The organism is Colwellia sp. SU-HH01172 (genome assembly GCF_057553355.1).
Map to the genome: position 1 here is coordinate 98,058 of NZ_BAAJMB010000005.1, position 13,397 is coordinate 111,454.

10 protein-coding genes and 4 tRNA genes are annotated in these 13,397 nt (G+C 38.9%); 10 read left to right on the plus strand and 4 right to left on the minus strand.

Annotation, left to right across the window (positions count from 1 at the left end; all coding sequences use genetic code 11):
* Window positions 1-13 precede the first annotated feature (13 nt).
* Window positions 14-235 carry a (Na+)-NQR maturation NqrM gene (gene nqrM / locus AC27JP_RS14040; RefSeq protein WP_487116138.1) on the plus strand — a complete coding sequence of 74 codons (222 nt, stop codon included), beginning with the start codon at window positions 14-16 and terminating at the stop codon, window positions 233-235.
* 187 nt (window positions 236-422) lie between these two features.
* Here nqrM and AC27JP_RS14045 read toward each other — a convergent pair whose 3' ends face one another.
* Complete coding sequence (locus AC27JP_RS14045) at window positions 423-977, minus strand: HupE/UreJ family protein (protein ID WP_487116140.1); 555 nt, start codon at window positions 975-977, stop codon at window positions 423-425.
* Window positions 978-1,000: 23 nt separating this feature from the next.
* Window positions 1,001-1,330, minus strand: coding sequence for a hypothetical protein (locus tag AC27JP_RS14050; protein ID WP_487116142.1), 330 nt, complete (start codon window positions 1,328-1,330; stop codon window positions 1,001-1,003).
* 359 nt (window positions 1,331-1,689) lie between these two features.
* On the opposite strand from AC27JP_RS14050, the gene dinB reads away from it, so the two are divergent.
* Window positions 1,690-2,742: a DNA polymerase IV gene (gene dinB, locus AC27JP_RS14055; RefSeq protein WP_487116533.1), complete on the plus strand. Its 1,053-nt coding sequence runs from the start codon at window positions 1,690-1,692 to the stop codon at window positions 2,740-2,742.
* A 107-nt stretch (window positions 2,743-2,849) separates the two neighbouring features.
* Here the strand turns inward: dinB and AC27JP_RS14060 are convergent, their stop codons facing one another.
* Window positions 2,850-3,659, minus strand: a complete 810-nt coding sequence (locus tag AC27JP_RS14060; RefSeq protein ID WP_487116144.1) for a substrate-binding periplasmic protein — start codon at window positions 3,657-3,659, stop codon at window positions 2,850-2,852.
* Between the two features lie 169 nt (window positions 3,660-3,828).
* Between AC27JP_RS14060 and AC27JP_RS14065 the strand changes: the two genes are divergently transcribed.
* Window positions 3,829-4,677, plus strand: a complete 849-nt coding sequence (locus AC27JP_RS14065) for an MBL fold metallo-hydrolase (RefSeq protein WP_487116146.1) — start codon at window positions 3,829-3,831, stop codon at window positions 4,675-4,677.
* A gap of 68 nt (window positions 4,678-4,745) precedes the next feature.
* On the opposite strand, the gene AC27JP_RS14070 is transcribed toward AC27JP_RS14065, so the two are convergent.
* Window positions 4,746-8,249: a hypothetical protein gene (locus tag AC27JP_RS14070; protein ID WP_487116148.1), complete on the minus strand. Its 3,504-nt coding sequence runs from the start codon at window positions 8,247-8,249 to the stop codon at window positions 4,746-4,748.
* A gap of 406 nt (window positions 8,250-8,655) precedes the next feature.
* On the opposite strand from AC27JP_RS14070, the gene AC27JP_RS14075 reads away from it, so the two are divergent.
* The 7 genes from AC27JP_RS14075 to AC27JP_RS14105 all read left to right on the plus strand — a co-directional run bounded on the left by AC27JP_RS14075 (window position 8,656) and on the right by AC27JP_RS14105 (window position 13,244).
* Entirely contained in the window at window positions 8,656-8,877 is a 222-nt protein-coding gene (locus tag AC27JP_RS14075) for a regulatory protein RecX (protein WP_487116150.1), read from the plus strand.
* Window positions 8,878-8,911: 34 nt separating this feature from the next.
* Window positions 8,912-11,536, plus strand: coding sequence for an alanine--tRNA ligase (gene alaS / locus AC27JP_RS14080; protein WP_487116152.1), 2,625 nt, complete (start codon window positions 8,912-8,914; stop codon window positions 11,534-11,536).
* Window positions 11,537-12,052: 516 nt separating this feature from the next.
* Window positions 12,053-12,250: a carbon storage regulator CsrA gene (gene csrA, locus AC27JP_RS14085; RefSeq protein WP_077285603.1), complete on the plus strand. Its 198-nt coding sequence runs from the start codon at window positions 12,053-12,055 to the stop codon at window positions 12,248-12,250.
* 205 nt (window positions 12,251-12,455) lie between these two features.
* Window positions 12,456-12,547 (plus strand) — tRNA-Ser (locus AC27JP_RS14090).
* A gap of 144 nt (window positions 12,548-12,691) precedes the next feature.
* Window positions 12,692-12,768 (plus strand) — tRNA-Arg (locus AC27JP_RS14095).
* Window positions 12,769-12,864: 96 nt separating this feature from the next.
* Window positions 12,865-12,941: transfer RNA gene (locus AC27JP_RS14100), tRNA-Arg, on the plus strand.
* Window positions 12,942-13,167: 226 nt separating this feature from the next.
* Window positions 13,168-13,244 (plus strand) — tRNA-Arg (locus AC27JP_RS14105).
* Window positions 13,245-13,397: the final 153 nt, after the last annotated feature.

Below are 13,397 nucleotides of genomic sequence, written 5' to 3' on the forward strand. Positions count from 1 at the left end.
GTTTGTATACATTATGGCTATGTTTTTAATTACCTTAGGTTTTTTTCTCGTTATTGTTATCGCAATGGCAGTAGGGTACATTTTTCAAAAGAAAACTCTTGCTGGTAGCTGTGGTGGCTTAGCTAGTGTTGGTATTGAAAAAGCGTGTGATTGCGATAACCCATGTGAAAAGCGTCAAGAACGTGAGCGTAAAGCTAAGCTAGACGTTGGCGATATTAGTGTAAAAAACATTTAGATTATTTATGGTAATAGCGTTTGGCTATAATCATAAAGTAATAAGGAAAAGGTGAGCTATGCTCACCTTTTTTTATATTCAGGATGAATGGTATGTCGCGGTCACATGGATGTGAAAGAGCGAGCATATTCAGGCCACTCTTAGCCATCTGTGGTTCCACAGTATTAAAATATCGATATAGTTTGGATTATAACACTCGCTCAATTAACCAATACGCTGCCATAATGGCAATTGCTATATTGAGTGCTTTTACCAACCTTGCATGATACCAAGGCTTTTTCATTACCGGCGCTAAACAGATAAAAGCAATCAAAATTACGCTGAGTTGTCCTAACTCAACACCAAGGTTAAATGATATTAAGCTTAAAACATATTGGCTTTTTGGCAGGCCAACATCACTTAATACTGAGGCAAAACCTAATCCATGCAATAAACCAAAGGCAAATATCACCGGCATGCGCATATGACTTTTAGTGTTAGATTTAGCACGATAGCAATTTTCTAAGGCGATGTACAAAATAGACAGGGCTATTAGTGGTTCAACAATTGAACTTGGCAGTTGCACTAGGCCATAAATACCTAATGCTAAGGTAATAGTGTGAGCTAGTGTAAACGCGGAAACTTGCCAAAGTAGGTTTGAAAAGGTTTTGGCAAATAAAAATAATGCGACCACAAAGAGGATATGGTCAAGACCGCGCGGTAGAATATGAATAAAACCTTGCACGATATAATCTTTTATCACTTTAAAAGACTGCGCAAAATGGCTTATTGGCTCGTTAGTAAGATCGCTAATTTGAAAGCTACACTGGATTTGTTTTTTGATACTAACTGATGTTGCGGTCTGACAACGGTTAAATGTACTTCTGAGAGCAGAGCAGGGAAGCGAACACTCTCTGAGGTCATGCCTTGAGGAATCTGGCCGCTGGTAGCTATTTCAGCTTGTGTGTTGATGGTTTTATCATCAGTAGAGAGAATTTGTTTTAATTGACTTAGTGATAAGCCAGTAAAATCGTTAATGTGCTGTTCTTCATTCTGCTTTGCATTAGAAAAATGCATTAAAGTTTGTTGAGATAACTCTTTATGGAGTTTATCCAAAAGCTGTTTTTGTTGACGAAAAGACAGCTGCTTTAAAGCCTTAATGACATCACTATCATCTCCCTTAATATCAAGGTATTTCTTTAAGAGGTGTAATATATCTACGGTTACTGTCAGTTGGATGTCTTACATAAAGGTTGGCATCCAATTTTCATATCAATATCTCTTTAACTTTTCTCCAATAAAACCGATTACTTTGGATCAAAATTTAATTAGCTCAGTAAAATAAATTACACTGAATATCATAATAGCGTTGCTATTTGGCTGCGAACTTGTGCCTAACAAAAAAAATGATATACTGTTTTTATATACAGCTTTTGTTTTGAAGGTATAAAATAGTGGCACTGGCAGCTAATAAGGTGAGAAAAATTATTCATGTTGATATGGATTGTTTTTATGCTGCCGTTGAAATGCGTGACAACCCAGCGTTACGTGATATTCCAATAGCTGTTGGCGGCAATAGTGCCCGCGGTGTATTGTGTACTTGCAACTATAAAGCACGCGAGTTTGGTGTTCGCTCTGCTATGCCTAATAGTCGAGCCAAAGCCTTGTGTCCTGACTTAATTATTATCGATGGCCGCATGTCGGTTTACCAGCAAGTCTCTCAACAAATTAGAGCTATATTTCTGCGTTATACCGATATTATTGAGCCACTATCTTTAGATGAAGCTTTTCTTGATGTGACAGACTCTGAACATTGTGCTGGCAGTGCGACGTTAATTGCTGAAAAAATTCGTGCTGAGATATTTCAGGAATTAGGTATCACGGCTTCTGCAGGGGTTGCACCAAACAAGTTTTTAGCAAAAATTGCCAGCGATGAAAACAAACCTAACGGGCAATGTGTTATTCCCCCTGATCAAGTCGATAATTTTGTTGCTGAATTGCCACTGAGAAAAATTCCAGGAATTGGCCCTAAAACCGGTGAAAAGCTGTTAGCGGCGGGGTTTGAAACTTGTGCAGATGTTAGGGCGAGTTCAGTGGCAAAGCTACATACTATTGTTGGTAAGTTTGCTAATTCATTATATATGCGAAGTTTTGGCATAGACCAAAGGGCGCTTGAAACAGAAAGAGTGCGAAAATCATTAGCCATTGAGACCACGCTTGCAGAGGATATTGACTCAATTGCGCAATGTCGCCAAATACTCAATAACTTATTTAGCAAACTGCTACTGCGCTTAGAAAAACATTCTGATCGCAGTATTGCCAAGCAAACCGTGAAAATTAAGTTTGCTGACTTTCAACAAACCACGGTTGATGTGCAGTCTAGCGAATGTCGAGAAGATGTTTTTATTGAATTGTTGCAACGAGCTATGACCCGTTCTGACAATAGAAAAGTGCGCTTAATCGGGCTTTCTTTAGGTTTTTCAAACAAAGACTGTAATGAGCAACAAAGCCAATTGCCACTGTTTTGATTCGAAGGGAAGAGGTAAGTATTTGAGTGATTTTGGATTCGTAAAACTTGTAAAATTCAGTAATGGTAAAAAGTTGCGGTAACTTTTTATATAATCACTAATACTTATTATGCTAGGCAACGACTAGCTGCGCTGGTATTGAAATGATTCACCAGACGGCCATCAATTCGCATTTGCTCTAATATGAGATTAAATTGCAGAACAAACTCGGGTGAAATATTTTTCTTATTAAAAATAAAGTGAATTGGAGTGTCATATAGAATCTGAGGATGAATTGCCATACCGTTGAAAATTGAGCGCTCTAATTCGTGACAAAGTACAATTTCATCATCTATTACGATGTCAACGCGCTCGTAATATAGCATTTTTAATCGTTTAGTTATGCTGTCGCTAAAAATGAAGTTATTGTAATCAGCTTTTGCTCTTTCTATATCGTAACCGTACCAACCTGCGAGGTTTATAGCGATAATTTTTTCTAATTTGATAATATCTTGAAGGCTACTAGTTTCTGCTATATCACTATTGTTAATACGATAGGCAAAGCGGTTAACTTCATGGCGGTAAGCATTAGAGTAATGATGTTGTTTTAAGCGCTCCTTATTTTTACTAGCTCCTAAACCAATATCGAAACGCCCTTGGCTTATTTCGAATAATGAGCGTCGCTCTGGATATTGTGCTACAACGACATCACACCCCATCTCTTTTAAAATATCTCTTAATAGCTGAAGATCAACACCTTTATACTCTTGACCATCAGCTTTATAAATATAAGGGAACCAATTTGATGTTGTTGAGAGAACTAGGCTTTTTTTACATTCAGGTACAGCAGCAAAAGAAGTAGACGCTTGTCCGCAAGTAATTAACATTACTATAAATATAAAATTGCGGGTAGGTAATGAAGTACCTTTTTTAGTCATTTAATCTCACTAATAAGTTTAAGCAAACAGTTACATACTAGTATGATAGTGTCTTTTAAAGCAAAAATAACTCTCACGACTTTGTAACTCTTAAGTGTTACGACGGTCTTTTCTTTTGTACACTTAAAGTGTTCGCTTAATAAAACTAAAAAATACCATGAGGGAAGTTATGTTTAAAAAATCATTAATGGCGTTGACCATGATGCTGAGCATAAATGCTAATGCTCAAACAATGGCAGACGCAGACATTACCGTGCAACCAGCGGCGGGTGATGTTTATATGTTAAAAGGTCCAGGTGGAAATATTGGTGTATTAGCAACTGATAAAGGTTTATTGCTAGTCGATGATAAGTTTGCACCTCTAGCAAAAAAAATTGAAGCGGCCATGAAGGGCATTGAAGATAAATCGCTTAAATATGTTATCAATACTCATTATCATGGCGATCATACTGGCGGTAATAAATTTTTCTCGCATAAAGCACCAATTTTTGCTCATGAGAATGTACGTAGTCGATTAAGCAGTAAAGCAGAGCATCATGTCGAAAGCTTACCCGTTGTCACTTATAAAGATGGTATTACCATTCATTTAGACAATGAAGAAGTACAATTGACACATTTGCCATTCGGACATACAGACGGTGATACTTTTGTTTATTTTAAAAAAGCGAATGTGCTACATACCGGCGATTTATATTTTGAAGTTGGTTTTCCTTATGTAGATTTAAAAGCTGGAGGCAGTGTTAAAGGCTACTTAGCCAATGTTCGATATATGCTGAATAACACACCCGATGATGTGATTATCATTCCAGGGCACGGTAAGTTAACCAATAAAAAAAGTTTGGCAGAATTTGCTGAGATGATGGCGTTTAGTATTGATAAAATAACTAAAGCGCTCGCAGCGGGAATGTCAGAAAGTGAAATTGTTGCGGCCGGTATTGGTGAAAAATATCAGCATTTGTCTTGGGCATTTATTACCGAAGAAAAGTGGTTAAAGACCTTAGTGGCTGATTTAAAGTAGCACACGAATATGATAAATAAAAAAACCGCATTGTTGCGGTTTTTTTTATTTGCAAAAGTATTTACTTATTATTGATGTGAGCGCAGTTGCAAGCTTGATGATGCGGCGTCATAAATTAACACTCTTTGATAAGCTGGCATTAAATAACTTTCAGTGATCAAACCTGGAATAACATCTGACCAAAGTTCTACTTGCGAGTCATTGTATTTGCTATAAGTAATACCTGTTGCAGATATTGCTGGATCATAGCGATACCAGTAACTATTGTCACTGGTATCAGTCGTTGTGTTAAAGCTTTGCACGTTGGCGTTACCTTGAAGTAAACCATTGTCACTAAAAGTGCTGCCATCAAAGCTTGCCCACTCACTGGTATCATTTGCGCTGTAGACAGTATTACCGTCATTGCTTAACGCAACATTGGTCAGGGAAGTAAATGCGCTATTAATATAGGTAGCAGCACTTGTCGCACTAACCATTTCGCTGGCATAAGCATTATAACTTAATGCTAATTGTTGTAATGATGTTGCTGCTTGCTGATAAGCCATTATGGTGTCGACACTATTCGCTTGCACAATAGTCGTTGTTGGCGAGGTGTTTTCTTGATCCCAATATTGGCGTACTAAATTTAAGTTCGCATACTCTAATCCTTGCGTGACGACAACAGGGGCTCCTGCAACCATTTTTATCATAGAAGGGCGGTATACAATGGTGATGTCATCAGGGTTAATTTGGCTAAATTGATAACTAGTTAAGTCAAATAGGTAGTGGTTAATACGGTTTTGTGGCTCTTCATTTTCATCCAAATAATCTTCACTATTAGAGGCTAATAGTATTGAACCGTCAGGGTGGATAACTAAGTTTGTTAAATCAACGTCCACTAACGGTGATGTTGTTGTGTTAACCAAAGCACCTGAAATAATGTTGTAAGTTTTCAGTTTATCGCCATCAGCGATATAAGCATAAGGGCGCATCGGATCGAGGGCAATGCCTGAGGTATTAATATTGACACTACTAATATCAACATCCGCTGCATCTGTGTTGCCTTTATTTAGCGTAACATTGATAGTGCCTGACAATGCACTATCTGCTGTGGTTGGTGACAAGGTAATAACAGCATCATGAATACCGTCAGCTGTCGCATTTGCCGGTATCGCGGTAATTGTTAGCCTATTATTCGTAGTGTCTGCTGATAGTGATAACCAACTCACGTCAGTTGCGGCTTGCCATGCAATGGCGTTTTCACTATTGGCAAGTACATCAATGGTATGTACTAAAGTTGCTTGAGTGGCCAAACTGTTAAATGCAAGCGAAGGGTAGTTGCTAGCTAATCTTATCGCATCAACGGCTAGTTCAATGGTAATAACTTTTGTGGTACCACTTGCGGGGTCATAAATAGCAATGTTTGCACTCATCAGCCCCCAGCCAGTAATTAAACTGCGATCAATATCGACTAATATCTTATCGCCATTTTCGTCGCTTTGCTGCGTTATTAATAACCACGGGGCACTAGCTGTTGCTTGCCAGTCAGAACCTATGTTGGATAATGTTATTTCTTGCTGAGCAATAGCCGAGTCCCCTAAGTTGGTCTTAAAGGCTAAGTTGTCACTTGTGCTATCGAACTGAGTTAAATTAATAACATTTACCGTGCTAGTCGCTGTAGACGGAAGTACGGCTCTGCTATCGCCATTGGCAATTATCAAGCGGTCGGGTTGGTTTAAACTTAACGGAATGCTATTGGAGATGACTTGTTGCTCGTTGTAGACATCAATTTTAAAGCCGACGTTAGTTTCAAATCTGGCGTAATGAGGGCGGTCATTTGCACTGTGAGCTAGGGCTAAATCAGTAATAGCCTCATCAGAATTTAACACGCCGTTGTCCGTAAAGCTTGTACCGTCAAAACTAATCCATTCACTGGTCGGGCTGATGGCGTAAATATTTTTTTCATCTGCGGTAACATAGAAGTCAGTAATTTGCTCGTCTTCACCAAGCAATTCAGGTCGATAGCTATGAGTGACTTCAGTGCTAATTGGCGTACGGCCAAAGTCATTGATTTTGGCGCTAAGTCTTTTAATTGACATTAACTCATCTGCTGTGCTGATATCTAAGGCAAAAATGCTTTGATTTTGCTCAGCGACATTGAAGGCGCGCGCAAAAAAGGCATTGGCAGCATCAAAGCCAACGCGCATTAGGTTTTCATCGGCAAACTCTAAAATTGACGTAGCAACAAAATAGCGTCCGTCAAGACGAACAAATTTTGCCGGTTCGTTAGCAATGTCAGCATCAGTTAATTCCACAACACTCATATCACTAAGTTTTATTTGATACCTATGAGTTGTTGTTTCACTAGTGTTCTCATCAATAATCGTTGTTTCGTCTGCTTTTGCTAGCATTATGCTGGCATCCGGATGGATCACTAACTGCTCCAACAGCGTATCGACCGGTGAGATAACTGTGGTAGATAATAATTCATTGGTATATAAGTGATAGCTGCGTAATTCATTACTGGTGGCAACATAGTATTGGGGTAATAACGGGTCGGTTACTACGCCATTGCTATTAGCAACAATATCTAAGGAGTTGTTTTCGGTGATGGCGTCACTTTTATAAAAACTCACTTGAATAGTATCGGCAATGGCAGTGGTTTGTTCATTACCACTAAGGGTTATTGCTGCCGTCGTTGTGGCGTTATTCGTTAAGGTACTGGCGTCGGCAGTAATGGTTAATTGGTTGGTGTCTGCATTTGCGGTTAAGTTTAACCAAGTAGCGTCAGTTGCCGCTTGCCATCCCCAAGGCAAAACACTATTGGAGTTAATGTTTAGTGTGACTTGGCTATTGCTGATATTTGCCGTTTCAACAAGTGCAACCGTTGCTTTATCAGCAAAGAGGTGAATATTATCTAAACTTAATTCTACTGGATATTTTGTGGTGCCTAACGGGCTGGTAATATCAATAGTCCCGGTATAAAAGCCTGCTTCTGTTAACGAGCTAACATCAGGTGTTGCGGTAATAGTAGTAACGCCATCAAGAAATGATTTTTCAACATTAAGCCATGGCTCTGATGTGGTTAATGTTAAGTTATCGGCGCTAGAGCTTACAGCAAGAGTTTTTGCCTCTATATTTGAAACACCGTATGTATCGTCGAAGGTAAGAGCCTGCCAAACTAGTAACGAAACATTAATGTCTTTATGGGCAAGGTTCGTTGTTGATGTATCACCGCTACTCAATCTTAATGTTGTGCCATAAAGATCAGCATTCATTAAATTGGCATTCACGACATCAATATGAATAGTCGCAGAAGTTGCTGTGACGTTTTCAGTCCGGTAATTTAACCAAGCAACTGGCGTTGTATCTGGCGCAAATCCAAGGAGTAAACCATCACCGTCAAAAGTCACATTGATTGAAATAGTATGGCTTTCTTCCTGTAAAAATTCATTGGTAAAAGCAACTGAAGAAACGTCGCTACTGACAGAAAATGTCGGTGTGTTATCACTTGAACCGCCACATGCTTGTAACAATAGTGAGCTAAATAAAATAACCAATGCTAAACGCATGTTCTTAAATTGTCCCTTCATACAGGTCCCTGTTTTTATTAATAGCTAGAACTTAGCTTTTATTTATGACTGTAAGCTAAGTTCATTTTGCGCGATTATTAACATAATGTAAATAATACAATCTTTTTAGCTCTATGCCGGGTTAAAGAGATAAGTTCTATTATTTATCAACTTTTTACGGAGACAATAATAACCAATATAATCTGGTTAATTATTTGCCCTTAAATAGCGCCATATTAAATACTGCAGTTGATTTATTGTCACGCAGTGGACTTCGCGTAAAGAGCTTAAGTAAAAGTTAAGCTGCATGATTATGAGAGCGAGAGTATAGAAGTAACTTGAGCTTATTGCATGGCAGAAAATTACTTAAGTGAAGCGCGTTTGCTGATAGTGGTATAAGAAGTCGAGTTGGCAACGAGGATGGTTGGTGATAGATAAAATGAACGGGCATAAAGGGGTTGCTGATGAAATTGTGCAAAAATTGTTAAGAAACCACGAAATAGATTGGTATCTTCAAGCAGAGCTTGCGTATAATAAGCGTTTTGGTGCGTCCCTAATAAAAGATCAAAACGATAAAGCAAAAAGAATGCGCTTTATGCAACCGCGTGGTTTCTCAACAGATGAGATCATGACACTATTAAACGCGTAAACAGATTTAATTTTTCGAAGAGTTGGAAATTCACATGATTGAAACTAGTGCCCAATTGCGTCAGGCATTTTTAGATTTTTTTGCTTCTAAGCAGCACCAAATTGTTGCTAGTAGTTCGTTAGTTCCGGGTAATGATGCAACCTTGCTATTTACTAATGCCGGTATGGTGCCATTTAAAGATGTATTTCTTGGTGGCGATGTTCGCAGTTATACGCGTGCAACCTCTTCACAGCGCTGTGTGCGAGCGGGTGGTAAACATAATGATTTAGAAAATGTTGGTTACACTGCGCGTCATCATACCTTTTTCGAAATGCTAGGTAATTTTAGTTTTGGTGATTACTTTAAAAAAGATGCTATTCACTATGCGTGGGAATTTTTAACTTCAGTTTTAGCCTTACCAAAAGAAAAGCTGTTAGTGACGGTTTATGAAAGTGACGATGAAGCCTATAACTTCTGGCTAAATGATATTGGCGTACCAGCGGAAAAAATTATTCGTATTGGTGATAAATCACCAGAGAAAAAATACGAATCAGACAACTTTTGGTCAATGGGTGATACCGGACCATGTGGCCCATGTTCTGAAATATTCTATGATCACGGTGAAGAAATTTTTGGTGGTCCTCCAGGCTCACCAGATGAAGACGGTGATCGCTTTATCGAAATTTGGAATTTAGTCTTTATGCAATACAACCGTCACGCTGACGGTACTATGGAAGCTTTGCCTAAACCGTCAGTTGATACTGGTATGGGCTTAGAGCGTATAGCGGCAATTATGCAAGGCGTACATAGCAACTATGAAATTGACATTTTTCAAGGCTTGATTTGTGATACTGCCTCATTACTTCAGTGCAACGATCTAGAGCACAAATCTTTACGCGTTATTGCCGATCACATTCGCTCATGTAGCTTTTTAATTACCGACGGTGTGATGCCGTCGAATGAAGGACGTGGTTATGTACTTCGCCGCATTATTCGTCGTGCTATTCGTCATGGTCACAAATTAGAAGCGAAATCATTCTTCTTCCATAAGTTGGTTGCGTCTTTAGCTAAGCAAATGGGCGAAGCATACCCTGAGTTAGTGCAACAGCAAGCGGTAATTGAAAAAATATTACGTATTGAAGAAGAGCAGTTTGGTCGCACACTTGATCGCGGTATGGCACTTTTAGAAGATATTTTATCAGAATTAAAAGGCGATATTATTGCTGGCGATGATGTTTTTAAACTTTATGATACTTATGGCTTCCCAGCAGATTTAACCGCAGATATTGCGCGCGAGCGTCAATTACGCATAGATCACGATGGCTTTGATGCCGCTATGACACAACAACGTGTGCGAGCTCAAAAAGCCAGCCAGTTTGGTACTGACTATAACGAAACCATTAAATCGGACCATCGTACTGAGTTTAAAGGCTATACCCGCAGTGAAATGTCTTCAACGGTTATTGAGCTATTTGATAGTGAATCATCAGTTGCTGAATTAAGTGCTGGCGAAGCGGGCATTGTGGTACTTGATAAAACACCTTTCTATGCTGAGTCAGGTGGTCAAGTGGGTGATTCTGGCGTACTTCATATTGATGATGGCGTTTTTGAGGTTACAGATACTTTTAAATTAGGTCATGCCTTTGCTCATAAAGGTATTGCACGTCACAACATAGGTTTGAATCGTCGCGTTAAAGCAGAAATTAATACCAAGCGTAGAGCCGCTATTATTAAAAACCATACCGCAACGCACATTTTACACGCTAGCCTTCGTAAAGTACTTGGCGAACATGTTACGCAAAAAGGATCGTTGTGTGATGCTGAAAAGCTTCGTTTTGACTTTTCCCATTTTGAAGGGGTAACCCGAGAAGAGCTAAATAAAGTTGAGCGCATGGTCAATGAGCAAATTCGTAGCAACTTATCGCGCGAAACTGATTTGATGCAAATTGATGAAGCTAAAGCTAAAGGTGCTATGGCGCTATTTGGTGAGAAGTATGACGATGAAGTACGTGTTGTTACCTTAGGTGAATTCTCGACCGAGCTTTGTGGTGGTGTTCATGTTGACCGCACCGGTGATATTGGTTTACTTAAAATCGTGTCAGAATCAGGTATTGCTGCCGGTGTTCGTCGTATTGAAGCGGTAACCGGCGAAACAGCCTTAAACTACTTTGAAGCGCAAGAGCAAACATTAAATAACATTGCTGCGATGGTAAAAGCCGATGCCGTGAATGTTTCAAGCAAAGTAGAGCAAGTTATTCAACGTAACAAGCAACTTGAAAAAGAAATTGAGCAATTTAAGCAGCAATTAGCTAGTCAAGCCGGTGCTGACTTAGTTAATCAAGCAATCGATTTTAATGGCGTAAAAGCCTTGATTGCTAACTTAGACGGCGTTGAAGCTAAATCTTTACGTGGCATGGTCGACGACCTTAAAAATAAAATGGGCTCAGGCATTATTTTATTAGCAACGGCTAATGACAATAAAGTCAGTTTAATTGCCGGTGTAACGAAAGATCTTATCGGGCAAGTGAAATCTGGTGAGCTAGTAAATGTAGCCGCACAAGAAGTTGGTGGTAAAGGTGGTGGCCGTCCTGATATGGCACAAGCCGGTGGTAGTCAACCAGAGAACATTGATGCAGCGTTAAAAGCGGCGAAAAACTGGTTAACTGAAAAATTAGCTTAGATAATATTATAGATATTGATAAGTTGAACAAAGGGGCTGTTAGCCCCTTTTTTTATAGCACTAATTTAATAGCACTAATTTAGTCATAGAAGCTGCGGTAAATAATGTAACAACATTTTTTCGGGTTTATAAGGTCATATACTAGAAGCTTAGGGAGTTTTGTTGGCTAATATCAAGGTTTGTTGTTAACAATATGTAAATTAGGATGTGATTTTAATATAATGTGATAAAAAGTTGCCTTAAATTACAAAAAATTACCATTCTAGTGTTTATTGTTTCATCAAGGTTGTTAAAATAACCATTAATGTGCGCAAATACGGCTTACTCTGGCTTTTACCAGTTTTCTGTTAAGCACTTGAAGTTCGGCATTGTCTTAGGAATATTCAATGTTTAATAAGTATTTTAGATACTTATTGTGATCTTTAGTGCACTTTTGCAAAAATTATACTAAATTTAATTTGTTACTAGCTTATATATATTTAGTGGATCTCGTTTTTAAACATAAAGGAAATTAGGATGTTAATATTAACTCGTCGAGTTGGTGAAACGTTGATGATCGGAGACGACGTCACAGTGACAGTATTAGGAGTCAAAGGTAACCAAGTACGTATTGGTGTGAATGCTCCAAAGGAAGTGTCAGTTCATCGTGAAGAAATCTATATGAGAATACAATCGGAAAAAGGTGAGGGCGAATCCTCAGGGAATAAATTCTAATAACTTCTCATAATTAAAGCCGACTCTTGTCGGCTTTTTTGATCCGGTAATCAAATTATTTCTGATGTTTTATTGGCTTTTTCACTAGATAATGTTGGAAAAATGAGCGTGTTGTTTGAATTCTCGTCAAACAGTTAAAAAAGCTAAATAAAAGCTGAAAAAAAGTTTGACTTATTTTTTTAATCCCTTATTATTCGCACCCATTGGAGAGGTGGCCGAGTGGCCGAAGGCGCTCCCCTGCTAAGGGAGTATCTGGTTTATCCCGGATCGAGGGTTCGAATCCCTCCCTCTCCGCCATTCTTTTAGATTGGCATCGTTTGAACTTCGATATTGAAATTGTTCGTTGCGAATGTACGTAGTACTTACTAGGTTGTCTACCTAAGTTAGTAGTATTTAGTTCGTTATCTCTTAAACTAGAGATACAAATAAACGGTTTATAATGGACGCGTAGCTCAGCTGGATAGAGTACCTGGCTACGAACCAGGCGGTCGCAGGTTCGACTCCTGCCGCGTCCGCCACTTTTCTTTAAGTGGTTAAATAAAAAAGAGTAGCTAATATTAAGCTAGTTAAAATAAATATATCTATAATCAAGATATAAAATAATGATTGACCGCGGACGCGTAGCTCAGCTGGATAGAGTACCTGGCTACGAACCAGGCGGTCGCAGGTTCGACTCCTGCCGCGTCCGCCACATATAAAAAACCAGCCTCACGGCTGGTTTTTTTACTTTAGCGTTTTAGCTTTATGATTAAAGTGATAAAGCGTATGCGAGTAAGACTCGCTATCTCTTAAACTTGAGATACTAAAAAACAGTTTACCGCGGACGCGTAGGTCAGTTGGATAGGTTATCTAACTATGCTGGCTACGAACTATGTTCGCTATCTCTTAAACTTGAGATATTAAAAACAGTTTACCGCGGACGCGTAGCTCAGCTGGATAGAGTACCTGGCTACGAACCAGGCGGTCGCAGGTTCGACTCCTGCCGCGTCCGCCACACAGAGAAAACCAGCCAATCGGCTGGTTTTTTTTCGCCTGTAAAACAGCAATTAGATTGCTTTAATCTGCTTCGAAATAATTTCACTATTAATTCTGATATTTTTGTTTTTAACTTAGTTAATGCTAAGGTTAGATGTCTATATAGTGCATG

Coding starts and splice junctions, on each gene's coding strand:
- csrA (WP_077285603.1), top strand. CDS start 12,053: ATGTTAATATTAACTCGTCGAGTTGGTGAAACGTTGATGATCGGAGAC.
- AC27JP_RS14070 (WP_487116148.1), bottom strand. CDS start 8,249: ATGAAGGGACAATTTAAGAACATGCGTTTAGCATTGGTTATTTTATTT.
- nqrM (WP_487116138.1), top strand. CDS start 14: ATGGCTATGTTTTTAATTACCTTAGGTTTTTTTCTCGTTATTGTTATC.
- alaS (WP_487116152.1), top strand. CDS start 8,912: ATGATTGAAACTAGTGCCCAATTGCGTCAGGCATTTTTAGATTTTTTT.
- AC27JP_RS14065 (WP_487116146.1), top strand. CDS start 3,829: ATGTTTAAAAAATCATTAATGGCGTTGACCATGATGCTGAGCATAAAT.
- AC27JP_RS14060 (WP_487116144.1), bottom strand. CDS start 3,659: ATGACTAAAAAAGGTACTTCATTACCTACCCGCAATTTTATATTTATA.